The following is a 25326-nucleotide window of genomic DNA, read 5'->3' on the forward strand; positions in this document are numbered from 1 at the left end:
GCGCTCCCTATGACCTGTTTCGATGACCCAAGATGACCGGTAACTATCGATTCCACTTGTATGCGGTGGTTTTGGTCGGCCTCTTTGAGACGTTAGAGGCCTCGGCCGATGTCCTGATTCAGGGCATAGACGGTGAGTTGTTAAGGAATGTTGAAATCAGCTTGTCTTTGCGTGAACAGGACTGCAAGGCGCCTGATTGGAAAATCAATAGTCTGTTCCTCAAGGCCGATCAGGAGATCGACGATGCGTTACGCGCGTTAGGTCGCTACCACGTCAGCCTAGAAAAAAATCTGGATATTAAGGCCGACTGTTGGCAAGCGCGCTTTGTCATTAAACCTGGCGAGCCGATGCGCGTGACTGCGATTGACCTGCAATTTCTCGGTGAAGCGGTTGACGATCCGGCATTCGCGAGCTTGCGGGAAAAGTTATCCGCCAAAGTAGGCAGTCCGTTGCATCACGGGCATTATGAAGCCTTAAAAAAACAAATCGAGGCATTGGCTTTAGAGCGTGGTTACTTGCAAGGGCGCTTTGCCACGAGTCAATTGCGCGTCGATCCTTCTCAAGATCGGGCCGATATTGTGCTGCATTACGATGCGGGACCGCGTCTTTATTTTGGCGAAGTCAAGATTGACCAGGCTGTTCTTGATCCCGCGTTTGTTGCCAAGTTGGTCAAGGTCAAAACCGGCGAGTATTACGATAGTCATAAGCTAGCCGATACGCACAATGCGCTGTCCAACAGCGGCTATTTCAAATCAGTGGATATTCATCCGGATTTAGCCAGCATAGCCGATAGGCAGGTGCCCGTCATGCTGAGTCTGTATCCGAACAAGCGCCATCATTACGGGATGGGTTTGGGATACGACACCGATAAGGGTCCTTTGGTCAGTGGGACCTATCTCAATCGTCTGATCAATCCGCAGGGCCATTATTTCAACGCCGAACTGGATCTATCGCCCGTTTTGGCTACAGCCGGTGCTGAATACACCGTACCGCTGGATGATCCGCTCAACGACTCCTTGAGCTTTGGTGCGGGTGTGAAACGCGAAGACACGACCAGTTATACCTCGTGGGCAGGGAAATTATCGGCGCGCTTGAAGCACGCATTCACCAGTGGCTGGAAGCAGACATTGTTCATCGACTACAGTTACGAGAAGTATACGGCGGCGAATACGACCGACACGACGCTATTGCTGTTACCCGGCGGCAGTTGGTTGCGTTCGGTATCGGACAATCCGCTTCGACCGACACGCGGTTATCGGTTGGAGTTCTCAGTGGATGGCAGCTACAAAAGCCCTCTGTCCAATATCAGTATGCTGCAAGGGGCTGTGGCGGGCGTGTGGATGCACCCCGTTGGCGACGTGGGACGCATTGTGCTGCGTGGCGAGCAAGGCGCCACGCTGGTGGATAATTTCGACAAGCTACCCACTACTTATCGTTATTTTGCCGGCGGTATGAACAGCATACGTGGTTACAGTTACAAAGAACTGGGCCCCAAGGATGCTACGGGCGCGGTGGTGGGCGGGCGCTTTTTGAGTGTGGTCAGTGTTGAATATGAACATTCGGTACTCGACAATTGGGGGGCTGCCGCTTTTATCGATGCCGGCAATGCCTATAATTTAGACGGCATTCAAATTAAGACAGGCGTGGGATTAGGGGTGCGTTGGTACTCGCCGATTGGTTTGGTCCGCCTGGATTTTGCGGTGCCCCTGCAACCCGCCGACTCCTCGTTTCAAATCCATTTTGCCGCAGGGACACGTTTATGAGCCTATGGCGCTGGCCTGGGAGGTATCTGCGGAGGCTACTACTGGTACTGCCTTTGCTGTTGCTGCTGTTGGCGGTCGTGCTGGCTATGGCCAACAGCCAGTCGGGAAGTCGCTGGCTGATTCAGCAAGTATTGCCGACCGAGACCAGCATTAACAACATCGACGGCACCCTGTTGCATCGTTTGCAGTTGGCAGGGGTGCAGTACCATGCCGATGGCACTCAACTCAAACTCCGCTACCTCTCGCTGGCTTGGTCTCCGCTTGCTTTGTTGAAAGGCGCATTGCAGATCGACGAGATCGCCACCGAGGGCCTGGAATTGACCCTGGAGCCGGGCACTCAGCAGGCGGATAGCAGCAGTCATTTTGACCCGGAAGCCTCGTTACCCGTGCCGCTGGCGCTGCGCTTGGATCGTTTGACGGTTAACGATGCTACATTCATCCAGTCCGGGCAACGTCACGATCTCCCAAATCTCACTTTGTCTGCCAACACCGAAGGCGGCCGCTTGCATTTAACCCATATGGTCGCTGAGGCTGCGGATTATCAGCTTGATCTAAATGGTTGGTTGGGCTTAGGTGGCGGCTATCCACTGGCGCTGAATGCGACTGGTCAGTTACGTTCGGCCGAATATGGCAACTGGCAGGCAGCGAGCAAATTCAGCGGCGATCTGAAGCGCTTGGTACTGGACATCAACGCTTCAGGACCATTCGCTGCGACCTTGCACGGTCAGATTGATGAGCTGTTACAAGCCCCCGGCTTTACATTGCAAGGCGATTGGGTCGATGCGCGCTGGCCCTTGGTCGGCGATCTTCCGCATTTGACAAGTCCGCAGGGTTCGCTGGCGTTGCAGGGTAATTTCTCAGCCTATCAGGCCAAGCTGACCGCCGATGTGCGGCGAGCCGAGTTACCGGATGCACACGTGGAGCTGGCGATGGACGGTACGCCGACGTCTGCCAAACTCCAACGATTCCTGGTGGCGTCCAAGGCAGGCAGCTTGGCTGTCGACGGCGCGATTGCCTGGCAGGACGCCGTCGAATTTGCTTTGCACGCGCACGCCAGAGATTTTAACCCGGCGGTATTGGTGCCGGATTTGCCGGGGCGCTTATCGCTTGATGGGGATGTCGAGGGAAATTTGAACACGGGCGCGCCGCAGTTTAAGGCGCAACTGCATAGGCTGGATGGTCAATTGCTCGGCAAGCCGTTGAGCGGTGGGGGAAAATTTGCGCTGGACGGGCAGGTTGTGGCGGTCGATCAGTTACAACTGTCGTCAGGTGCCAATCGGTTACACGCTGATGGCCGTTTGGGTCCGGCTGAATCCGCGCTTCGCTTTGATTTGCATACGCCGGCTTTAGCCGGTTTGTGGCCCGGTCTGCGCGGCAAAGCGCATGTTAACGGTCTTCTGCGCGGCGATTGGCATTTGCCGGATATTGAGTTGACGGCGCAGGCTGCGGGGCTTGGCTATGCGCAACAGCAAGTCGGCGCATTTGATCTGACCTTGGATTTTCAGCCAAACGCCCAAATCCGGCTACAAATGCATGCCCAACATGTACTTAGCGGTCACGACACAATCGACAGCGTGGCGATAGCCGCCAGCGGCAGTTCAGCAAAACACAGCGTTAGCCTGGATGTCCGTGCGCCGCAGGGGCAATTGGCGCTGGCGCTGGCCGGCGGCTGGCAAGCACCGCGCTGGCAAGGGGCGTTGCAGGCTTTATCCTTGCAAGTCCCTCGACTCGGTGCCTGGGAATTGCGCCAAGCCGCTGCCCTGACGATAGAGCAGCGGCCTGCCGGTGCCGATGTGCGCTTGGCCGATACCTGTCTGACGCAAGCGAGTGCGTTAATCTGTTTGCAGGGCGATTATCTGGCAAATGGCGATCTGAGCGGTCAGGGGCGGGTCAGCGACTATCCGTTGGATTTGCTAAGCGCTTATCTGCCGGCGCATTGGCAACTTTTTGGCAGCTTAGCCGCGACTGCGGAGGTTCGCAAACGCGGGAGCGGTTTGCAGGGGGATTATCGATTGGCGCTGGCAGACGCCGGCGTGTCGCTGCCGGTTGGCCGGAATGGGTTGGTGGTGCCGTTTCGCAAGGCCGTTCTGTTCGGCAATCTCGCTGGCGAGCGTCTGACTGCCGATCTTGATTTGGCGACTGACGGTAGCGACTTTATCCGCGCTCAGTTGCAACTGGATCAAGGTCCCGGACAGAGCTTGGCCGGAAATCTGGCGGCAAAAATCAACGATCTTGGTTTGTTTCAGGATCTGGTGCCCAATATGTCCGGGCTTAAGGGGCGATTCGGTGCCGATCTGAAATTGGGGGGCACGCTGCCTCAGCCAGTTGCTCAGGGGCGTCTGAGTTTGGAGGATGGCCGCTTACAAATTGATGAACTGGGTATTGTTTTGTCCGATATTCAGTTGCATGCCGATGCCGTGAATGATGATCAGCAACTTCAAGTACACGGCAGCCTTCGTTCTGGCGGCGGTCGGCTTGCCATCGATGGTTTGTTGGGCCTGGATGGCATTGCCGATCTTGATGTGCTTGGCAATGACTTTGAGGTGGCTAAGTTGCCAGAAGCCGAAGTGACCATCGCACCGCATCTTAAGCTGGGCCGCTCGGCCCGTGGTGATGCCAAAGTGACCGGAGCGTTGGGAATTGACAAAGCCATGGTTAAAATCAAAGAGCTGCCGGCCAGTGCGGTGGCGGTCAGTCGCGATGAGGTGATCGTCGGCAAAACGGACTCGGATCAGGCTATCGAAGCGCCACCGGGTATCGACGCTGACGTGGCGATTCAATTGGGGCGGCAAGTCACTTTTTCCGGGCTTGGTTTGGATACAAAACTGACCGGACAGCTGCAATTTCTGAAACTTGATAGACGTCTTGCCTTGCATGGCGCCATCGATATGGCCGACGGCCGTTACCGAAGTTATGGACAAGACTTGAAGTTGCGTAAGGGCCGGTTTTTATTTAATGGCCCGATCGATCGCCCATGGCTGGATGTCGAAGCCTATCGGGTTTCCAAGGATCAGAAAGTGACGGCCGTGTTGCAGGTCAGCGGTTCGGCCACTGCGCCGCAGACCAAGATTTATACCGAGCCCAGCCTGCCGGAGTCCGATGCGCTGGCGTATTTGATAACCGGGGCTTCGCTGAACCAAGCCGGTAAGGATGAAGGCAATATGATCGCGAGCGCCGCTTTATCCTATGGCGCGGGGCGGCTGTCGTGGCTGACCGAGAAACTGGGTATAGACGAGTTTGAAGTGCAGCAAGGCAAGTCGTTTGCCGATACGCTGGTCACGGCAGGACAGTATCTGACGGCTAATACCTATGTGGGCACCAAACTGGGCCTGTTCAGTAAGCAGGCGCTGCTGGTTTTGAAATACAAACTCACCGACAGCATCAATCTGGAAACCCAAACCGGCACATCGCAGCGCGTCAAAGTCAATTATGAGTTTGACACTGACTAAAGCTCGCTGCGTCATTGGCCATAATTCATTCGCTTAAAATCCCTTTCATCCAAAGTTAAGCCGTTTCTAATACATTCTTAATTAAACCCTCAGGCTTTCTCTCATCTTGTCTCGGTAATCTACTACCCAAGCGAATAGGGATTAACAACCCGTTCGCATCAGGTTGGGTTTCCAGGGACGGTGACCCTTAGTCATTGGATCAAGACGATTTAGGGGTTAAGCCATCATGCCACTCGGTTTGGGAAATATTTTCAACGGGCTTTTTAAACAGTACGGTCACACGGTGATTTTGTTGCTGCGCGTCATCGACGTCGCCATGTTGTTTGCTGCCGCTTGGGTGACTCACTATTTTTGGTTGCGCGAGTACGTTGTCGATCAGGATTACCGGATCGTCATCGCGCTGGGCATCCTGGGCGCCATCATCTTCTTCGAAATCGGCCAGGTCTATCGGCCCTGGCGTAACGATGCGATGCGCGGCGAAATTGCCCGTATCGTCAGAGCCTGGATTTCGGCGTTAGTGGCGGTGGTGTCCATCGTCGCCTTAATCAGATTACATTTTTGGTTTGGTTCCAGTTACCGCTGGATCGCATCCTGGGGCGTGCTGGGTTTGGCTTTTGTGTTGGTGGCGCGCGGGGTGTTGTCGCAAGTGCTGCGTTTCTTAAGGACTCGTGGTTGGTCGCAGGGTCGTATCGTCATGGTCGGATTGAATCAAATGGCGGTTGCGGTGGCGCGGCAGTTGAATCATTCGTCCTGGGCTGGCCTGCAAGTGGTCGGTTATGTTGACGACAGGGGCGATGACAGAAATTCAATTAATGATTTCGCACTGCCGTGTCTCGGTAAGTTGGAAGACCTGCCGGGCATCATCTCGGCTCAAGCTATCGATGAAGTATGGGTAGCCTATCAAGGCGAATCGTTGACCGAACGTGCTCAATATCAACTGCGCCATCTGCCGGTCAGCATCCGCTTGGTGATCGACTGTTTCGCCTTCAAACAAAGCAAATTCCTGAGCTTGAACACTGTGGCTGGTATTCCGACCCTGGATTTCTCAGTATCGCCGTTGCATGGCATCAATCGTTATATCAAAGAAATCGAAGATCGACTTTTGGCTTTGATTTTGTTGCTGCTGATTAGCCCGCTGATGTTGGTTTTAGCGGTGGGTGTGAAGCTGAGTTCGCGTGGCCCGGTGTTTTATCGTCAGGAGCGCGTGGGTTGGAATAATCGTTCGTTCACGATGTTGAAGTTCCGCTCGATGCCGGTCGATGCCGAAGCCAAAACCGGCGCGGTGTGGGCCAAGCCCGGCGAAAATCGCGCCACCCCGTTCGGTGCTTTCCTGCGCAAAACCAGCCTGGACGAACTGCCGCAATTGATCAATGTGTTACGCGGCGATATGTCGCTGGTCGGTCCACGCCCCGAGCGTCCGGATTTCGTCGAAGTGTTCAAGGACCAAGTTCCCAACTACATGAAAAAACACATGGTCAAAGCCGGCATCACCGGTTGGGCGCAAGTCAACGGCTGGCGCGGCGACACCGACCTCAACCGTCGCATCGAACACGATTTGTATTACATCCAGCATTGGTCGCTGTGGTTTGATTTGGAGATCGCCTTCCGCACCGTGCTGACCGGTTTTATCAATAAAAACGCCTACTAAGGACACGCTTACATGTTTAGATTGATTCCCATCATGCTGATCTTAACCTTGCCCGGTTGTTTCCTGGCGCCAGGCATGGATATGAATACCGATAATGGTTTGACCGAAATCGAGATGCCGATGAAAAAAGACGGGCAATTGGTCAAGGAGAAAGTCCGCATTGTGCCGATTACCGCCGATTTGATTATCGAACGGGAGGCGAACCGTCGCCAGGCCATTAACAATTTGCCGCCGGTGGACCCCAACAAAACCAGCTACCGCATTGGCCCGCAGGATAGATTACAAATCACCGTTTGGGAGCATCCGGAACTGAACGATCCCGGCGGCGAGAAAATCATGCCGGAGCTAGCCGGTAAAGTGGTGGATGAGAATGGCGACTTGTATTACCCCTACGTCGGCAGTATCCACGTGGCCGGTAAAACCGTCAGCGAAGCCCGCGCGGATTTGACGCGCGAGCTGTCCAAATATTTCAAAAAGGTCAAACTCGACATTCGCGTGCTGTCCTTCCAGGCGCACCGCGTAGCGGTGGTCGGTGAAGTCGTGCGTCCCGGCGTGCAAACCATGAACGAAACGCCATTGACGGTCGCTGAAGCCATCACCCGCGCCGGCGGCTCGACCAAGGACTCCGATTTTGCCAACGTAGCGCTGGCCCGCGACGGCAAACTCTACAAGCTGGATGTGCAATCGATGTACGAAAAAGGTTTGACCACTCAAAACTTGCTATTGAAGGATGGCGACGTGCTGAATGTCGGCGATCAAAAAGACAGCAAAGTGTTCGTGATGGGCGAGGCCAACCGCCAGCAAGCCATCCAGATCAACAAAGGCCGGATGAGTTTGTCGCAAGCCTTGGCCGAAGCGTCCGGGGTTGATTTCAATACCTCGCGGCCCGGCGACATCTACGTGATCCGCGCCGGCGACATGCAGCCGGAAATTTTCCAACTGGATGCAGAATCGCCCGATGCGATGATTCTGGCCGACCAGTTTCCGCTGCAAGCCCACGACACGTTGTTCATCGGTACCGCCGGTGTCACGCAATGGTCTAGGGTCCTGAACCAAATTTTACCCGGCTCGTTTACCGCAATCATGTCGCAAGCCGCGATGATGGGGATGTAACTGATGATTTACACACAAAACGAAGCTACGCCGGTCGTGCAACCGCTGAATCAGGCGAGAATGCCAGAGCCTAGCGTCAGTATTCGCGACTACGTCGATTTGCTGATCGAAGGCCGCAAAACCATTTTTATCGCGCTGTGCTCGGTGTTGCTAGTCACCACCGTGTATCTGGTGTTGGCGCCGCGTACCTACAAAGCCGATGCTCTGCTGCGAATCGACAAAAACAAGGCCTTGCTGTCCGCCACGCTACGCAGCGAAAACAACCAAGCGCCGGCGGAAGCGGAAAGCCCCCGCGCGCAACGGGAAGTGGAGATTTTGCGTTCGCGTTCGGTGTTGGGCAAAGTCGTGGATAACCTGAATTTGACCATCGAAACCGAGCCGTACTTTTTTCCATTGATCGGCGAAACCCTGGCGCGCCGCCACGATGCGCATGACGGCATAGCGGATGCCTGGTGGGGCTTTAGCCGTTGGGCTTGGGGTGGCGAAAAGCTGAAAATCGCCGCGTTCAGTGTGCCGGATCGTTATCTGGAAAAAGAATTTACCTTAATCGCGTTGGAAGCCGGGCGTTTTCAACTGCTCGACCCGCGCGGCGACGAATTGTTGGCCGGCCAGGTTGGTGAAGTGTTGAATGCCGAGATTGGCGAGAAAACCCCGGTGACGATTAAAGTCGAGACCCTGGAAGCGCATCCGGGTACGCATTTTGAATTAACCCGCCGCACCGCGCTGTCGGCCATCGAAACATTGCAAAAAGCCTTTGCGGTCAAAGAAGTATCCAAAGACACCGATATTCTGAGCGTGGAATTGAAAGGTCGCGACCCGGAGCAACTGGCTAAATCGGTGAACGATATTGCGGCGATTTACGTCAACGCCACGGTGAATTGGGAATCGGCGGAAGCCTCGCAAAAACTGGGTTTTCTGGAAAGCCAGTTGCCCATCGTTAAGGAACGCCTGGAAAAAGCCGAGCAGGGTTTGAGCGCCTATCGTCAGCAACATGGCGCGGTGGATATTTCCGCCGAAGCCGAGATACTGTTGAAACAGGCGTCGGATATGGAGACCCTGGGTATTCAGCTTAAGCAAAAATACGACGAACAAAGCCAGCGTTTGGAATCCGAGCATCCGGATATGATTTCCACCAATGCCCAGATTAAGCGCGTGAACAATAAGCTGGCGGCTTTGGAAAAACGCATCAAGGATTTACCGAAAACCCAGCAAAACATGGTGAGTTTGTCGCGCGATGTGCAGGTCAACACCGAGCTGTACACCTCTTTATTGAACAGCGCTCAGGAACAACGCATCGCTGCCGCAGGTTCTTTGGGCAACTCACGCATCGTCGACTTCGCGGTGACGCCGGAAAAACCTTACTGGCCTAAGCCTGGTTTGTTGTTGGCGATAGCCGGTTTGCTGGGCTTGAGCTTGGGCTCGGCCTTGATTTTCCTGAGACATTCGCTGCAACGCCACGACAACTATCCGGCCTTGCTGGAATATCAAGTCGGTTTGCCACTGTTTGCGGCGATTCCGCATAGCAAAAAGCAGCATAAATTGGGGCGTTTGCTGGGTAAGGATAAAGACAACGGTATTTTGGTCTCTCAGGATCCATTGGATATTTCCGTCGAATCGCTGCGCGGTCTGCGCACGACGCTGGAAGCCACTCTGGCGCAGCACGAAAGCAAGGTAATTATGGTCAGCAGCCCGGCGCCAGGCATGGGTAAGTCTTTTGTTAGCTCTAACTTGGCGGCCTTGTTGGCCAGCATCAAGAAACGGGTGCTGGTGATCGATGCCGACATGCGCAACGGCCGCTTGCACGATACCTTTTCGATCGGCAAGCAACCGGGTTTGTCCGATTTATTGTCAGGCCGCGCTACGCTGGGCGAAGTGATCGTCAGCTTGCCGGATGTGGGTATCGATTTGATCCCGCGCGGCAATATGGTGCTGAATCCGGCGGAATTGCTGGTGCTGGGCGAATTGTCGGAAACCCTGGAACAACTGAAAAGCTTTTACAACCACATCGTCATCGACTCGCCGCCAATTCTGGGCGCCACCGACGCAGCGATTCTGGGTAAGCATGCCGACGCGACCTTCCTGGTGGTGAAAGAAGGTCGATATACCGCGCAAGAACTGGAAGTCAGCGCCCGCCGCTTCCAACAAGTGGGCATCAAACCTAACGGTTTCATCATCAATGATATGAAGGAAGGCTCGTCTTACTATCCATATTACGGTTACGCCTACCAACGCGCGGATCAGGAACCGAAGGACGAATCCAGCTGGAGCGATAAATATCAAGCGATGGGGGATTGGCTGGGTAAGCAGTTTGACAGGGAGCTATTGCCGGTTCCCGCCGAAAGCGACGAGCGGGTTTAAATAACGCCGATGAGAATCCGTTTGGAAAAAGACCTGCCTGTGCTGTTGGTGGCGCTGGTCGGTGCGTCGACGGTGGCTTCGCTGCCGCAGGTCGAATCGGCTTGGGCCGGTATCAAGGAAGTCTACGGCGAGCAGGAAATGGGTTTGCGGATTCTGCGCGAGGCTTTGTTGGGCGTGCTGATCGTTTACGCCTGGTTGGAACCGCGGTTGCGTAACGGAATTTTTACCAGTTCGGTGTTGGCGTTTCTGGGGGTGATTTGTAGCTATGTCCTGTTTGAAGTGGGCTACGCCCTTTATCTGGATTTGCCGCTAGTCGTGCCGCTGACCGGCTTGCGGGTGTTTGAATATCTGCCGGTCGCCTTGATCGGTTTCGTCACCAGTCGTTTGGGTGCCGGCGATTACGTGTTGTACAAGTTCGCCAGCTATCTGCGCTATTACCTGGTGTTGCAAACCGGTTTGGCGCTAGCCCAGGCTTTGTGGGCGCCACCGCTGTTCGGTGTATCGATGTTGGGTGGCGGTCGGCCCTTCGGCACCTTCGTCAGTCCTAATTTATTCGGGGCGACGATGGCAACTTGCGCGTTGGTGTTTGCCTTGGTGCCGGGCATGCGCCGTTGGTTAGCGCTGAGCGTATTTTTAGCGTTGTTGAGCGGCTCCCGCACCGCGTTTATCAGTTCCTTGCTGGTGGTGTTTTTTCAAGTGTATGCCGCACTGCGACCACGTGATCGCTGGGCTTTAGTGATGCCCGCGCCGATTTTGGCGGTGGGCGCCTTGATTTTGGCCTCCAGCCCCTTGTTGAGCGGCCGCGACGATGCCGACCCCACCCAGGACGGCCGGATCGATTTGTGGCAGCGGGTGTTTGCCAATCACGTACACGACCCGATGGATGTGCTGTTCGGTTGGGGCTTGGGTTTGAGTTCCAACACCGTCAATCTGTTGTTCGGTGCCGAGTATTTTCCCGGCCAGTTCGATTCCGACAGCCTGTATTTATTCTTGTTGAACGGCTACGGTGTGATCGGCTTGCTGGCTTATCTGACGTTTTTATGGATCACGACACGGATGTCTGTCCACCCCAACAAAGGCTTGGTGGCGATGTTCATCTTCGCCGCCGGCCTGACTTTTAATATGTGGGAGTATTTTCCGCAGAACGCCTTGTTAATGATGCTGTGGGGCATGGTGCTGGGCTGCACGGCTAAAGCCGGGGCAATGGTTCAACCCATGTCGGCCAGAACCGATTACTCCCCGCGTTTACCTTAGGAAATCTGCGATGTTCGCTGCATTGAAACAGAGCAAATTATTTGGCGATGCGTTCTGGGCCTTGTTCGGCCAGGCGTCATCCGCGCTGGCTTTGCTGTTGGGTACGCGGCTATTGACCGAATTGGTCAGCCCGGCAGTTTACGGCCAAGTGGCATTGTTGAACGGTTTTGTCGCACTGGGCGTGGCGGTGTTTTCTTATCCGTTTATCTGCGCCGGCATGCGGATGGTCACGGAATGCGAAACCGCCGGCCAGCGCGGCGGCTTGCATGCTGCCGTCGCCGGTTTGACGCTGCAAGCCACTATGTTGGCGATTGGCCTACTGGTGCTGGGCGGTTTTGCCTACGGTTATTTTTTCGAGGTCAGCAGCGTGTTGTTTTTGCTGACCGGCGTGTTGTTGGCGATGACGGTACAGCGGGAATTGGGCATACAGTTGGCGATAGGCGAGCGCAAACAGCGCCTGGCCAGTCTTTGGCAAACCAGCGACAGCGTGCTGAGGCCTGCTTTGGCGATAGCGCTGGTCTGGTGGTTGGGCGGCAATCCGGAATGGGTGTTGCTGGGGTACATCCTGGCCAGTTTGCTATCCAATCTGGTTTGGATCGTGGTGAAGCGCCGCAATGCCGCGCGGATACCTGCGACCGCTAGTCGGTCTTTCCGCCGCGAAGTCTGGGTCTACGCCTTGCCCTTGATTCCGATGGAATTGATTTTCTGGATCAACGGTCTGGGCGATCGCTATGTGATCGGTTATTTGCTGACCGCTGCCGACGTAGGTTTGTACGCCGCAACCTATATGATCGTCAACGAGGCCTTTAACCGTAGCGCGATGGTGCTGCTGCGTACCTTTCAGCCCGCTTATTTTCAAGCTTTTTCCGCACAGCAATTGCAAAAGGCCTTTTCGATTTTATGGGTCTGGATAACCAGTGTCGCAGCCTTGGGCGCGCTTGGTTTGTTGCTGTTACTGCTAACTAAGGATTGGGTGGCTTCAGTGGTATTGGCAAAATCCTATCACGCTGCGGTGGATTTAATGCCGGCCATGGCGCTGGGCTGTGCTTTGCATGCCTTGGGTACGGCGCTGGCGCAACCGCTGCTGGCGCACAAACATACCAAAACCTTGTTGAAAGGACGCTTGTGCGGCGCGGTAGCGGCGGCGATTATTATTCCCGTGCTGGTCAGCCAATACGGCTTGCCCGGCGCGGCCTGGGCCAATCCGGTTTATTTCGGGATCGAAGCCGTGGTATTGGCAATCTTGGCAAAGCCTTGGCAAGCCGACCGCCGCGCCAAGTCCGGAACGATTCAAACATTGAGACAACAACCGCTCGCGGCGGATGCTTAACAGTGACAACGGTGAAGACGATGACATACGCAACAATGACAACAGAAATCTATGGCGAAGTGCTACACACATGCGTGGCTTGCGGCGCGGAAAAAATCGGTTTTTGGCGGGAAAAGGACTATCTGTATACCGATAGCGCCAGCAGAAAAGCCTTCCGGATTTACCGCTGCGCCTGCTGTGGCACCGGATTTTTGAATCAACCGCCGCATCGGCAATGGTTGCAAGCCATCTATCAATACTCCGGGCAGGCGTTGACGCAAGCGATTACGCTGGACGAAGTGATGGGCCGCGAGGCGGCGTTTCCTAACTGCATCGTGGATGCCAAGCGCATGGCGCTGCAAGCCGACCAGTTGAACAAGTCCGGCAATCATCGGGCTTTGGACATTGGTTCCGGGTTTGGTTTTTATACCCGCGCCTTGCGCTTGCTGGGTTATCGCACTGTCAGCATCAATCCCGGCCAGTATGAAAACCGGGTGTTCCAGGACTTAAACGGCGACGAACCGTTGCCTATCATGTTCGAGCAGTATCAGCCCGAGCAGGCATTTGGTGTCGTGGTGATGTCGCAAGTGTTGGAGCACATACTCGAACCGGACCGCACTATTGCCAAAGTGGCCGATCTGCTGGAGAGCGGCGGCGTGCTGGCATGCGCGGTGCCTAACTATGCGTCGTTTTTGGTCAAACTGCTGGGCACCAAGGAGAACGCTTGCTTGTGGGTGCCGGAACACGTCAATTACTTTACCGAAAAAGGTCTGAAAAGTTTGTTGGAGCGTCACGGCTTGCGCGTGCTTAAAACCGAGCAAGTCACACGGATTCAGTACAACGCGCTATCCAGACGCTTGGGTCTGACCGGCAGCCTGGCCAAACTGGCCGACACCTTGGTGAAGTACGCGCAGATACCGTTTGCTGCGTTAATGGATACCTTGGGTTTGGGGATTTATCTGAACGTCTACGCGGTGAAGCAATAAGCCATGTTGACCGTCGTTATTCTGACCCAAAACGAGGAAGCCAATCTGCCGCGCTGTTTGGCCGGTATCCCCGCGCGCTATCCCATCGTGATTGTCGACTCCGGCAGTACCGATAACACTCTGACCATTGCCCAAGAACGGGGCTGCGCGATTCATCGTAATCCCTGGCCGGGCTTTGCCGAGCAACGCAATTTCGCGATTCGTCAATGCGGCATAGACACGCCGTGGATTTTGTTCGTCGATGCCGACGAAATTTATCCGCAGGCCTTTTACGACTGGTTTGAAGCCAAATTATCCGAAACTCACAGTATCGACGTGTTGATGGTGCCTTCGGTGTTGTATCTGCGTGGCAAACGCTTGAACCATGCGCCCGGTTATCCCATTTATCACCCCCGACTGGTGCGCCGCGAGACTACCCGGTTTGTACGCAACCACACCGGGCATGGCGAAGCGGTGTTGGATAGCTGCCGCATCGGCTATTCCGATATTCCTTACGAGCATTATTTTTACCACGGCGAAATTATCGAGTGGATGCACAAGCACGTCGGTAAGGCTGCGCAGGAAGTGCAATTGCAACCCACCGCCGGGGCGGTGATGACCACGCGCGGCCGCTTAAGCGTATTACTGGGACGTTCCTGGCTGCGAATACTGGCGAGGTTCTGTTATCACTATTTGTTACGTGGCGGCTTTTTGGACGGTGCGGCCGGGTTGGAGTTTGCGCTGATGTTCACCTGGTATGAAGCCTCGATTTATTTGCAAGCAAAAGCCGGTAACTGGGCAAGGAGTGCGGTATGAAAATTTCGTTGGTGTTGGCAACCTTGGGCAGGGACGCGGAAGTCTTGGATTTTTTGAAATCGCTGCTGTTTCAGACCTATAAAAACTTCGAGCTGATTGTTATCGATCAAAATCGTGACGGCAAGATCGACGCTATTTTGGACTCTTATCGAGCGTTGATGGACATCAAGCACGTCAAGGTGGATTTCACCGGCAACGCCCGGGCCAGGGATTACGGCATCGGTTTGGCGCAAGGCCGCATCGTCGCTTTTCCCGACGACGATTGTGCCTATGACCAGGATGTGTTGGAAAAAGTGGTCGCGGAATTTAAGCGGCGCGCAGATATGGCCATTCTGGTGGCCGGTTCCTACGACTTTTCCGCCACCCGGTTCAGCATCGGCGTGAATAGCCACAAAGCCGGCTATTTCAACCGCTTCCGGATGATGGGCGTGGAGTTTACCCAGTTTTTTGATCTGCAACGGGTCGACAGGCAGCAGTTTCATTTGGATCACGATTTTGGCATCGGTTCAAAATATTCGGGGGCGGAAGGTTTTGAGCTGCTGTACCGCTTGCTGCGCGCCGGCGGCAATGCGTTTTACACGCCCGAGATCAAGATTTTTCACGCTAACAAGGATCATTACAAACTCGGCACGGCCAGGATGTTGATGTATTCCACCGGCATCGGCGCTTATATTCGCAAGTTTACCAATCAGCATGATGTGTTTATTTGGTATTACATCGTCCGCAAGATGATGGTCGCGCCACTGTTAAAAATGGCCTTGGCGCTGGTCACCTTCAATCCGCAAAAACTGGCGTATTCGTTTTACAACTTGGTCGGGATCTGGCGCGGGTTTTTGACCTACGGCAAATCGGAAAAATGTATTTAAAGACTGTTTCAGGAGAAATGAAATGGATGTAGGTATTGTCACGACGCATGTGCCGCCGGCCAAAGGCTATGGCGGCGTATCGGTGACCTGCGGCGTATTGACCAAAGCCTGGTCGGAACGCGGCCACGGCATGGCGCTGGTCGCTGCTGATGAGTCGATAGACGGTCGCTTGCGCGCCGAGGATGTAAAGCTGGGCAAGCAAGTCGATGTCAGACTTTACCGCTGTTACGGGTTTCGGCGCTGGGGCTTTGGATTGGGCGCCATTCCAAAGATTTTCAAGCTCTGTTGGCAGGCACCCCGGATCTATATCCACGGCATTGCTACTTGGCCTTCCACGCTGGCGGCACTGTTTTGCGTATTGCTGCGCCGGCCATTCATGGTGGCTGTGCACGGTGGCTTGATGCCGGAACATGTGGCGCTGATTCGGCGGCAGAAGCCGCATAAATGGTTGTTTTACAAGTGGTTGACTTTTCCGACCTTGCGCCGGGCCATTGCGGTGCATTGCACCAGCGATACCGAAGCGGCGGGCGTCACCGACGTGTTGGGGCCGGACGCCAAGGTTTTATTGGTGCCGAACGGCATCGACAGTCGCGAGTTTCAAGTCGCCGGCTATCCGCAAGGCGAGGGCACTCAATTGTGTTTTCTGGGGCACGTGCAGCAAGAAAAAGGCATCAATGCGTTTATCCGGGCCTGGTTAAAAACGCGCCGGCCAAATGACCGTTTGGTGGTCGCCGGCCGCAGTGTCGATGGCGCTTATTTTGAAGAATTTCAGGCTTTGCTTGCGCGGGCTGGCGGTGCTATCAGTTATAAAGGCTATTTGCCGGTTGCCGAAGTGAAGCAGTTGTTGGCCGACAGTCATTTCCTGATGTTGCCGTCCGGCCTGGAGGAAACCGGCGGCATGCGCGAAAATTTTGGCAATGTGGTTGCGGAGGCCATGGCAGCCGGCCGGCCGGTGCTGGTCGCGAAAGGTTTGGCTTGGGATCACTTGGCAATGTATGGCGCCGGTTTGGTGTTCGAGCGCAATGAGGCTTCGGTTTGTGCGGTGCTACGGCAAACGCAAGTGGTGACTCAAGCGACTTGGCAAGACATGGCGCTGCGTAGCCGTGAATATGTCGAACAGCAGCTGGACCCGGTTAAATTAGGCGATAAAGTCTGGAAAGTGATGACAAAAGCCGATCACGTTAAATTGCCGCAGTCCTTAATAGAAGGTTCGTCTTATGAATAAAAAAGTGGGTCTGATCGTGCCGACTCTGAATGCCGGCGAGCTTTGGGAATCGTGGTTACAAGCCTTTGCCGCACAAACCGTGAAGCCTGATTATTGGCTGCTGATAGATTCCTCATCCGCCGACCACACAGTGGCTTTGGCTCGCGACGCGGGTTTTGACGTGGAGGTGATAGCCAAGTCCGAGTTTAATCATGGCGGCACCCGGCAATTTGGCGTGAACCGGCTGGCGGATGCCGATATTCTGGTGTTTTTGACTCAGGATGCCTTGCTGGCGGCCCCCGATGCCATCGAAAAATTACTGGCAGCGTTTACAGACGACAGCGTCGGCGCTGCTTACGGCCGGCAATTGCCCCATCGCAACGCCGGGCCGATCGGCGCGCATGCCCGTTTATTCAATTATCCGCCGCAAAGTCAGGTGCGCAGTTTGCAAGATAAGGTGCAATTCGGCATCAAGACGGCGTTTATTTCCAATTCGTTTGCCGCGTACCGGCGCAGTGCGTTGATGGGCGTTGGCGGGTTTCCTGTCAATACCATCATGAACGAAGATACTTTTGTGGTCGGCAAGATGTTGCTAAACGGCTGGAAAGTGGCTTATTGCGGCGATGCCGCTGTGTTTCATTCGCACGATTACGGATTTGTCGACGAATTTAAGCGCTATTTCGATATTGGCGTTTTTCACGCCCATACGCCTTGGTTGCAGCAGACCTTTGGCGGTGCTTCGGGCGAAGGCCGGCGTTTTGTCGTGTCGGAGTTGAAGTATCTATTGAAAAATGCGCCCTGGCTGCTGCCTTCGGCCTGTTTGCGCACCGGTCTGAAATGGCTGGGCTATAAAATGGGCGGGAGGATGCACGCTAGAATGCCGCAGAGCTTGAACAGACGCTTTAGTTTGCATAAAGCTTATTGGGCGGGCGCTATTTCTGAAAATAGCCTTAACGGCAGATCGTAAATCGATGATTTCCTTATGACGACTAAGCCAGTATTTCCGCGGAATAACGGCAAAACTGGTTCTAAAATTAATCCAATCTTCATCTTATCCTAATCTAAATTACAGTTTTTCTTCATCTTGACTCTGTAGATTCCTAGCCAACATTGTGTTTTTCCGGTCAGAACCGGTTTTTTTTGTTCATTGTACGTAGGCGTCGCGCCGGTATGGTTCAGCAAAAATTCGGAAAAAATACAAGGTTGGATGTGCAAAAGGCCGACAGGGTCTTTCACCGATAGAGCGGGGATAACAGCAACATTTGTTATCAATTCTTTGAGTTTGAAGAGTAGTGCCCGGATGTTTAGGGAATTTGATTAATTACGTTATGGAGTTTCATCTTGATTTCTGAAAAGCATTCATTTGATAGTTGTTTTGAGGTTTTTTTAGCTGACACGCCTGAAAGCAAACGCATTCATTACAACCTCAGATACCAAGTTTATTGCGACGAAATGGGGTATGAGGACAAAGAAAATTTTCCGGAACAAATGGAGTTCGACGAATGGGACCGCCATTCCGTGCATTTCATGGTTCGGCACCGATACACCGGGCAATGGTTGGGCGCGTTACGCTTGGTTTATCAGAATCAAGCGGTTTTCCCTTTCGAAGCCAAGTGCGTTCCCGACCAGCCTATAACCCCTCAGCAATACCAACAATCAATAGAAATATCCCGTCTCTGCGTATTGAGAGAAGCCAGACGCTTTGCCCCGAGGGCTTTCCCGCAACAGGAGCAAGACGCTGAACAAGTTGCCAAGGACAGCGGTAACATTCGTTATCTGCATACCATTAAAAATCAGACTCGCAGCATAATGTGGGGTTTGTATCGGGCGGCGGTTGTCTACTCGGCGCGGAACGATATTAAACAGTGGTACATATTGGTAACGCCGTCTTTGGCTTACGCGGTTAAGAAAGAGGGGTTTGAAATGCAACAGGTAGGCGGCGCCTGCGACCATCGCGGTCAGCGTATTCCTTATGCATTGGATGTTGAGCATATTCTTGCCAATCCTTTGTGGCAAAAAGACTATCAGTTGGATTATCGCAAATATTCAGAACTGCTAGAGCAATCGGTGGCTAAGCGGCAAAGAGCTTAAAGTATCGGCGCGCGATCATGCCCAGTTTTAGATACTAAGCGGTTTGCAGGGCATTTATCGCATCCAAAAAAAGCCCGGTTTGCGCTGGCGATCTATTAAATCTGGGCGGTGCGGCTGCCGGATTGGAGTAAGCCGCTAGTGTCGTTACCGATGCCAGACCATAGCGTGAAAGCAGCCCTAAGTCATGCGGCAGACGCCGCGCGGGCGTGTCGGCGTTGTTTAAATCCCCGCGCAGCTTATTCCCAGAAACTTCCGTCTTCTGAAAGCCATTATGTCGCGGCTCGTCGTTAAGCCTTTACGCTCTCAGTTCCTCTAAAGTCAGGCCGAGCAGGCTTGAGCTGTTTAATTAGCGCCAGCCCAAAAGAACCACGCGCCTCAAACCGAAAACTTGATGCCTCAGGTCCAGCCGTACCGGGAATCTACATAAGATAGAGCCCGGACATAAACAATCCATTTTGAATTTGCCAAGGCTGCCGGCCACCGTTGCAGACACTGTGCAGCCGTTTTTTGGGTGGGCGTTTTTCTGTCTTATTCCAGCAGCTTACGGTAAAGTTGCAGAGTCAAACTGATATACTGGCTTTCGTCTGTCTCAGCTTAGCTATCTGCTGTTTCGGGTCGGAAGCCTACGTCATTATTATAAAAACTATATTAGCCAGGATTATTTATGGAAGCTTATTTGCCCATGATTCAAAGCATACTGTCGGATTGGTATCGATTTACGCTGGAAAACCAGGAATATGCCGGCGCTTTAGCGCTTGCCGTGTGGTTGCTGACGGCAATGTTTTACAGTATCAGGATTTATTTTTTAAAAAAAACCAATGCCATCAATTTAAAAGCGCGTCTTGCTTTACAAGCTGATTTGGAGGCGGCGCAACAGCAACAGCAAGCCTTGCAAGAACAATTGACTGCCAATACCGAGCAGATGGAAGCTGCCAAAGCCTTGGCTGATAACGAAACGCAACGGGCAGCCGGTCTGGAAGAAAAGCTGGTACAGGCAAATCGGCAGGTGATCGACAGTATCAAAACCTTGGCCACCAGTTTCGAATTGACCGAGCCCGCCTTACCGGCCGCCAACGATCTGCAATCGACTGATCTGTGGCCACGATATTTCGCGCTTACCGCGCAAATTACCGAACGCTTTAAAGCTGAGCAGCAGGGCAAAACCGAGTTGCAACTGGCTCTGTGGGCGGAAACCTCCAAAGTCGCTGAAAAAGATGCGCTATTGGGGCCGTTGCAATTACGTTTGGAATCGCAAACTGAACAGTTGAATAAACTGGAATTGGCGGTGGAAGAGCAAAAAATTCTACGCGAGCGCGAACAAGCCAGCGCGGAAAAACTGTTGGCGGAGGCCCAAGCCAAACATCAAGCAGAACTGGCGCGTTACGCCGACTCGGCTAAACATTCGGCGACATCTGCGCCTGCTTACTCGCAGCCGGTACCTCAACCGGAGCCAAAAGTTGTTATCAACGAAGCGCCTGCCGTCATCCAACCCGCCCCGGCTGTCGTTGCCGAACCTGTTGTGGTTCAGGCGCCTGTCGAGCCGCCAAAGCCAGTCGAGCGCGAAGTTGCGCCGGTTGTCGAAACACCCAAATCCGTGGCTGTCGAGCCGGCACCGGCGAAACAGTCATCCGTCGATAAATTGGCGGAGAAAAGCGGCGGTTTCGGCAAATTCAAGCAAATGTTGAACAACACCATGCAGCAAATGGCTAAGTTGGATCAGAAACTGGGTACACAGACCGAAGTCGCTGCCGAGGCCATCCAGGAAGAGCTGGAAGAAATCGCCGCACCTATAATGGAAGCGGCTGTTGAACTTAAAGACAATGTGGTGGAAATCGCGGAAACTGCCGCCGAAGCGGTTAAAGAGCCGGCGGCCGGCGTTGGTGGGAAGCTGAAAAGTTTGTTCGGTAAAAAACCGACAGAGCCTGCCGTTGCGCCTGAACCGGTAGCGGCGGAACCCGAGCCGATTGCCGAAACAGTCGCCGCAGCGGTCGAACCCGCCAAGCCTGCCGGGCTAAAAGGGCTGCTTAAAAAGTGGAAATGATAGTTTCCGCTGTTTAAACATCAGCCGGGCAGGCGTTGTTTGTCCGGCTGTTTAATCTGTCTGCGTATTTCAATTAAATCCGCCACCGATTCTTGTTTTTAAACAGCAGTTATTTCAATCGAAACCCACTGTGTGCGGCAACCGGCTAAAAGCAGGCGTAGGGTGTGGTTAGCTGTAGTTTTTAATGGCTTTGTTTTTGAACAGGGTATCTACGTCCATTCGCAAACTACCGAAAATCGGGATGGTTTCCCCCGTATGCCGCGCCGAGCACCGGAGCTTTTGGTGGGAATAGCCCGAAGGGGTGCGGCACGGATGCCGCACGTTGGCGAAGGGGCAGGAAGCCCCTTTCGCCAACCCCCGCCAAAAGCTTCGGAGCGCAGGAAACAAGCGGCATTCGGGTGACTTTTCTTTGGCCAAACAAAGAAAAGTTACTCGGCTGTCGGGCCGAGACCCGACATTGAAATCAGTCGTCGCGTTAGCGACACAAACACAAAAGTTCCTTAACCGCGTGGGCACAAAAACCGTACCCACCCTACCCGCCTTCATTGAGAAACCCAAGCTTGATTAGCCGCAGCTTTACTACGGTTCGCGAAACCTGGAACATTTGCATCAGAGGGGCTGTTACTTTATGAAATGCATCGATATTGCATCGCTGGTCATCTAAATACAGTAACCCGAACCCACGATCAGAGAGCTCGTATTTCTGTGCTTGCCAAAATACCTCTTTCTCAAACTGTTCTTTCGGCAATAACAAGCATGAGGCAAAGTAATTTGCTTGCCACTCCAAACGGCGAAGATCTTTTAAGTCAATGGCATCGAAATCATCAATGGCTATATCTTCTTCATGGCAACTTTCTCGCGCCATAAACTTGCCATGCTCTAACAGATAGTGACCTAGCTCATGAGCTAGTGTAAAACGAGTTCGTTCGTTTGTTGATGCCTGATCATTGTCGATGGAAATAATGTCTGGTCCAAACGCAATCTGGCCAAGGACTCCGCAGGGTAGGTTTGCGTTTGTCTTTACAACAAGCGCCGAATTTACTTTTAGGTAATCACAAATAGAGTTAATTGAGACAGCTCCTGACACGTACTCTATTTCAGAAAGGATAGCAACAGCCCGACTTTCTATCTCTTCCCTCTCCAGATACGGCACGCACAAGCGAGATTCCTTTGTTGATTGCTCAACTGCTGCAAGCGCTTTGAGGAAATCTGGATCAGCGTCGGTTCGAGCTAAAGAGGAAAAAAATTGGTTTGATGAAACTGTATATGTATCGTTTACACAACCATAAAAATCAAAATACCTGCTACCGAAACTCTCATCATGGAGAGCTTGATAACTATTGGACCGTTCCGATGACGCAATCGAACTTGACGCCATACTTGATGGAGAACGGGTAAGCACCCATTCCAGCCGATCTTTACTAAAATATCTAAGCAGGCCAATCCCTTTTGACCTAGAGAATTTGAAGGCTCCATCTTGAAAGGAATTTGTAGATACAATAATTCCTTTAGCACCCGCTCCCGATATTTGTTGTATTTTAGTAAAAAACTCCTCTGCGTCGTCAACGGGTACGCTGTGACCATAGTTTTTACATTCGATAAGAAACAACAATGAATAACGTTCTTGTCCCGGAAGTGTTACTTCGATAGAAACGTCAAAGATTATGTTCTTCTCTCGATCTTTCGAGTAATACCCTTTCTTCCGAAAAATCTTACAAAATTCGCGTTTCGAAAAAAAACAATCCTCGGCAATCTGGCTCTCAAATACTTCGAAAACCTGATCTTCGAGTTTATCGCCCTTCTTCGTTGTATCCATGAGTTCTCAGTTTCCTTTGCCAGCCTAACAAGGAATTAGATAGTTTCCATATAGCTACCGAAAAACGCTCTTCGGCACGACAATTTATTGATCTGCATATGATCTCCCTTTCTATATATCATTCGACGGAGAATATATTTCCGCTAACGGCCAGATTGCTGCCATTGAGTCAGATCGAATGATAGCCCGCAACGGGTCGGCCGTGACAGTTCGTGACGTCCAAAAACCTAAACCATTACCCCCATAATCTTATCGAGTTTAGTGGCCGACCATTCATCGGGACAGATGGCGATTTCCAGTCTGAATAGGCAGTCCTTCTAAACTTCCGGCACAAAAAAGAACGGGCTGCCTTCGTGGCCGGCGTGCTGCAAGGGGGCGTATTGCGGCATTTGTTCGAAACCGCCGCGCGCTGCCGACGCACGTACTTGATTGGCCACATCCCGGAAGATGTCGTAGTCTTCGATGATGCGTTTGTTGCCGCGCAGGACTTTCAAAAATGCATTGGCAAACACGGAGTGATCGCCGCCGCCCTGGTCCATAACGGGCTTAACGCCGCCGGATGTCAATACGGTGCGGGCTTTGCGGCTGTTCATGGCTTTTAACCAGCGTTCGCGCTTGGCGTCGTCCATGCCTTCCGGCAGTTTGGCTACTGCCGAGCCGGTCAATGCGCCGGAATAGCAGGAATCGGCTACCACCATAATGTGCTTGGCCGGCATGATGCTCAAAAATTCCGTGATGCTTTGGCTGGAAATCCAGTTGGCGCTATTGCCGGTTTCCGAATCGACCGGGAGCCAATAGGCGGTCTGACTTTTCTTGTCGATCTCGCCGTGGCCGGCGTAATAAACCAGCAAATTATCCTGTTCGGTGAGTTTTTGATTCAGTTCGTTAAACGCCGACATGATCGTGTGGCGATTGGCATTGATCAGCAATTTGGTTTTAAACCCGTAGCGCTCACGTAACAACAGTTCCAGGCTTTTCGCGTCGGCGATGGGTGTTTTTAGTGACGGATAAGCGCCGTACTCGTTATTGCCGATGATGATGGCGTAGAATTTGCCGAATTGAATATCGCCGGAGCGTTTCAATTCGCTGCCGTTGCTGCTCGGAAACACTGCCTCGGCCGCATTGCCGGAAGCCAGCAAGCGCAGGCTTAAATCGCTGCTTTGATTGCGTTTGTCGGTAGCGACGATGCGCACCAAGGTTTCGTCGCCTTTCAAACTCACGTCGGTTTCAAAACGGCCGTTGGCATCGACTTTTATCGCTTTGTCGTTCAACAGCAAGCGGCTCAGGCCGGTCGCCGCGTCGATTTTGCCGACGATGCGTTTGCTGCTCTCGCCCAAGCCAAATTGAATGCTGGGAATACCCCTGGTCACGGTGACGGCGGGTTCCAGTAATTCGATATTCGGACCGTTGCCCGAAGCCACCACGTTGGATGCTTGTTGTTGCAGTTTTTCTTTCAGTGCGGCAATTTCTTTGGCTTGCTGTTGCAAGGCTTGTTTGCGCAAATCTATTTGATTTCTGTCCAGTTTGTCCTGTGAGGTCAGCCAGCCGGTCAGTTCCGCCGATTGTTTTTGATAGGTTTCGATTTTTTCGTTGAGCTTGTTTTCGATGTCGTTGGTTTTGCTTTCAACGGCTTTCGCGCTGGGGCTTTGCTGGCGCGCCGCTTCCAGTTCGCGTTTCATGCGTTGCCTTTCCTGGCTGAGAGATTGTGTCAAACTACCCAATTTGGCTTGTTGGTCTTTTAATTGGCTTTCCTTTTCGCGCAACTGTTTTTCCAGCGATTCGATGTCGCTGGAGCCGCCGGGCGTGGTGGATTTTTGTTGTTGCAGTTTGTTACGCAAGGCTTCCAACTCGTCTTGAGCCTTACGCAAACTCTCTTGCTGATCCAGGGTTTGCTGGCGGGTGCTTTGCAGTTGCTCGCGAAGTTGCTCCGCTTCCCGGCGGGACTCGGCTACTTCGCTGCGCAAGGTGGCCAATTCTTCGCTATTGGCGATGGCTTGGGCATTGACGGCGGGCGCGAACTGGATGCCGGCGTCTTCCAGGCCGGCCGATTTGCGATACCAACGCAGCGCGGTTTCCTTGTCTTCGGTAACGCCCAGACCTTTTTCGTAAAGATGGCCCAAGTTCAATTGTGCTTGCGAGTTACCTTGATTGGCGGCTTTTTCGTACCACTGCGCGGCGGCTTTGTAGTCGGCTGGCGTACCCAGGCCTTTTTCGAAAATCTCGCCGACATACAGTTGGGCGGCGGCATCGCCTTCCTGGGCTTTGGGTAGCCAGATATTTAAGGCGCTGGCGTAGTTGGCGCGGTCGTAAGCGACATATTCGCCGCCGCGGACTTCACAATCGGCGGCGGTGGTGCGGATGGGGCGGCGGGCGCTGAGATAAGTCATCTGCGAGCCTAGCTTGCGTACCTGTCCGGGCAGTAGGCAATCGACGACAAACAGTTTGCTGGTGTCGGCCACGATATAGCCTTCGGTGGCTTTAGCCATTTCTTCCTGGCTGACATCGCGGGCGCAGGCGGACATTAAAATGCCGCCAATTGCCAATGCCAGCGTACGGTTCAATACTCTTTGTGTCGCCATGGTGTGCCGCCTCGAATGATTGATTTTATCCGGCAACCATAGCAGAAATCCGCT

Annotated in this window: 16 protein-coding genes; 14 read left to right on the forward strand and 2 right to left on the reverse strand. The window is 53.3% G+C overall.

Going from position 1 to position 25326, the window contains the following annotated elements; genetic code table 11:
- Positions 1–32: 32 nt before the first annotated feature.
- The 14 genes from ACMXD4_RS04620 (at position 33) to ACMXD4_RS04685 (ending at position 20877) form a co-directional block, all read left to right on the forward strand.
- On the forward strand, positions 33–1763 hold the full coding sequence (locus ACMXD4_RS04620) for an autotransporter assembly complex protein TamA (protein ID WP_415879992.1): 1731 nt from the start codon (positions 33–35) through the stop codon (positions 1761–1763).
- A complete protein-coding gene (locus tag ACMXD4_RS04625) occupies positions 1760–5212 on the forward strand; it encodes a translocation/assembly module TamB domain-containing protein (RefSeq protein WP_415879993.1) in 3453 nt (1150 codons plus the stop codon). The genes ACMXD4_RS04620 and ACMXD4_RS04625 overlap by 4 nt, the downstream gene beginning before the upstream one ends.
- A 226-nt stretch (positions 5213–5438) precedes the next feature.
- Positions 5439–6860, forward strand: a complete 1422-nt coding sequence (locus ACMXD4_RS04630) for an undecaprenyl-phosphate glucose phosphotransferase (RefSeq protein WP_415879994.1) — start codon at positions 5439–5441, stop codon at positions 6858–6860.
- Positions 6861–6872: 12 nt separating this feature from the next.
- Positions 6873–7973 (forward strand): polysaccharide biosynthesis/export family protein, encoded by a 1101-nt coding sequence (locus ACMXD4_RS04635; RefSeq protein ID WP_101051772.1) that lies wholly within the window; start codon positions 6873–6875, stop codon positions 7971–7973.
- Positions 7974–7976: 3 nt separating this feature from the next.
- Positions 7977–10331: a polysaccharide biosynthesis tyrosine autokinase gene (locus ACMXD4_RS04640; RefSeq protein ID WP_415879995.1), complete on the forward strand. Its 2355-nt coding sequence runs from the start codon at positions 7977–7979 to the stop codon at positions 10329–10331.
- Between the two features lie 9 nt (positions 10332–10340).
- Positions 10341–11585, forward strand: coding sequence for an O-antigen ligase family protein (locus ACMXD4_RS04645; RefSeq protein WP_415879996.1), 1245 nt, complete (start codon positions 10341–10343; stop codon positions 11583–11585).
- A gap of 10 nt (positions 11586–11595) precedes the next feature.
- Positions 11596–12915, forward strand: coding sequence for a lipopolysaccharide biosynthesis protein (locus ACMXD4_RS04650; protein ID WP_415879997.1), 1320 nt, complete (start codon positions 11596–11598; stop codon positions 12913–12915).
- A 20-nt stretch (positions 12916–12935) separates the two neighbouring features.
- The gene (locus ACMXD4_RS04655) at positions 12936–13880 is read left to right on the forward strand and encodes a class I SAM-dependent methyltransferase (protein WP_415879998.1); all 945 of its coding nucleotides are present in this window, start codon (positions 12936–12938) and stop codon (positions 13878–13880) included.
- A gap of 3 nt (positions 13881–13883) precedes the next feature.
- The gene (locus tag ACMXD4_RS04660; RefSeq protein ID WP_415879999.1) at positions 13884–14675 is read left to right on the forward strand and encodes a glycosyltransferase family 2 protein; all 792 of its coding nucleotides are present in this window, start codon (positions 13884–13886) and stop codon (positions 14673–14675) included.
- Positions 14672–15541, forward strand: a complete 870-nt coding sequence (locus tag ACMXD4_RS04665) for a glycosyltransferase family 2 protein (RefSeq protein WP_171696443.1) — start codon at positions 14672–14674, stop codon at positions 15539–15541. The genes ACMXD4_RS04660 and ACMXD4_RS04665 overlap by 4 nt, the downstream gene beginning before the upstream one ends.
- Before the next feature lie 22 nt (positions 15542–15563).
- Entirely contained in the window at positions 15564–16766 is a 1203-nt protein-coding gene (locus ACMXD4_RS04670) for a glycosyltransferase family 4 protein (RefSeq protein ID WP_101051767.1), read from the forward strand.
- Positions 16759–17712 (forward strand): glycosyltransferase family 2 protein, encoded by a 954-nt coding sequence (locus ACMXD4_RS04675; RefSeq protein ID WP_415880000.1) that lies wholly within the window; start codon positions 16759–16761, stop codon positions 17710–17712. The genes ACMXD4_RS04670 and ACMXD4_RS04675 overlap by 8 nt, the downstream gene beginning before the upstream one ends.
- Positions 17713–18086: 374 nt before the next feature.
- Positions 18087–18836, forward strand: a complete 750-nt coding sequence (locus ACMXD4_RS04680) for a PEP-CTERM/exosortase system-associated acyltransferase (protein WP_033157138.1) — start codon at positions 18087–18089, stop codon at positions 18834–18836.
- A 664-nt stretch (positions 18837–19500) separates the two neighbouring features.
- Positions 19501–20877 (forward strand): hypothetical protein, encoded by a 1377-nt coding sequence (locus tag ACMXD4_RS04685; protein ID WP_415880001.1) that lies wholly within the window; start codon positions 19501–19503, stop codon positions 20875–20877.
- 532 nt (positions 20878–21409) lie between these two features.
- Here ACMXD4_RS04685 and ACMXD4_RS04690 read toward each other — a convergent pair.
- Complete coding sequence (locus ACMXD4_RS04690; protein ID WP_415880002.1) at positions 21410–22693, reverse strand: ImmA/IrrE family metallo-endopeptidase; 1284 nt, start codon at positions 22691–22693, stop codon at positions 21410–21412.
- Between the two features lie 317 nt (positions 22694–23010).
- A complete protein-coding gene (locus ACMXD4_RS04695; RefSeq protein ID WP_101051765.1) occupies positions 23011–25272 on the reverse strand; it encodes a caspase family protein in 2262 nt (753 codons plus the stop codon).
- Positions 25273–25326: the final 54 nt, after the last annotated feature.

The sequence above is a fragment of the Methylomonas sp. TEB genome (assembly GCF_047777895.1).
Classification (GTDB): Bacteria; Pseudomonadota; Gammaproteobacteria; order Methylococcales; family Methylomonadaceae; genus Methylomonas.

What these genes read in the sequence shown, in the direction of transcription:
- ACMXD4_RS04620 (WP_415879992.1), top strand. Translation starts at nt 33, where the DNA reads ATGACCGGTAACTATCGATTCCACTTGTATGCGGTGGTTTTGGTCGGC.
- ACMXD4_RS04625 (WP_415879993.1), top strand. Translation starts at nt 1,760, where the DNA reads ATGAGCCTATGGCGCTGGCCTGGGAGGTATCTGCGGAGGCTACTACTG.
- ACMXD4_RS04630 (WP_415879994.1), top strand. Translation starts at nt 5,439, where the DNA reads ATGCCACTCGGTTTGGGAAATATTTTCAACGGGCTTTTTAAACAGTAC.
- ACMXD4_RS04635 (WP_101051772.1), top strand. Translation starts at nt 6,873, where the DNA reads ATGTTTAGATTGATTCCCATCATGCTGATCTTAACCTTGCCCGGTTGT.
- ACMXD4_RS04640 (WP_415879995.1), top strand. Translation starts at nt 7,977, where the DNA reads ATGATTTACACACAAAACGAAGCTACGCCGGTCGTGCAACCGCTGAAT.
- ACMXD4_RS04645 (WP_415879996.1), top strand. Translation starts at nt 10,341, where the DNA reads ATGAGAATCCGTTTGGAAAAAGACCTGCCTGTGCTGTTGGTGGCGCTG.
- ACMXD4_RS04650 (WP_415879997.1), top strand. Translation starts at nt 11,596, where the DNA reads ATGTTCGCTGCATTGAAACAGAGCAAATTATTTGGCGATGCGTTCTGG.
- ACMXD4_RS04655 (WP_415879998.1), top strand. Translation starts at nt 12,936, where the DNA reads ATGACATACGCAACAATGACAACAGAAATCTATGGCGAAGTGCTACAC.
- ACMXD4_RS04660 (WP_415879999.1), top strand. Translation starts at nt 13,884, where the DNA reads ATGTTGACCGTCGTTATTCTGACCCAAAACGAGGAAGCCAATCTGCCG.
- ACMXD4_RS04665 (WP_171696443.1), top strand. Translation starts at nt 14,672, where the DNA reads ATGAAAATTTCGTTGGTGTTGGCAACCTTGGGCAGGGACGCGGAAGTC.
- ACMXD4_RS04670 (WP_101051767.1), top strand. Translation starts at nt 15,564, where the DNA reads ATGGATGTAGGTATTGTCACGACGCATGTGCCGCCGGCCAAAGGCTAT.
- ACMXD4_RS04675 (WP_415880000.1), top strand. Translation starts at nt 16,759, where the DNA reads ATGAATAAAAAAGTGGGTCTGATCGTGCCGACTCTGAATGCCGGCGAG.
- ACMXD4_RS04685 (WP_415880001.1), top strand. Translation starts at nt 19,501, where the DNA reads ATGGAAGCTTATTTGCCCATGATTCAAAGCATACTGTCGGATTGGTAT.
- ACMXD4_RS04690 (WP_415880002.1), bottom strand. Translation starts at nt 22,693, where the DNA reads ATGGATACAACGAAGAAGGGCGATAAACTCGAAGATCAGGTTTTCGAA.
- ACMXD4_RS04695 (WP_101051765.1), bottom strand. Translation starts at nt 25,272, where the DNA reads ATGGCGACACAAAGAGTATTGAACCGTACGCTGGCATTGGCAATTGGC.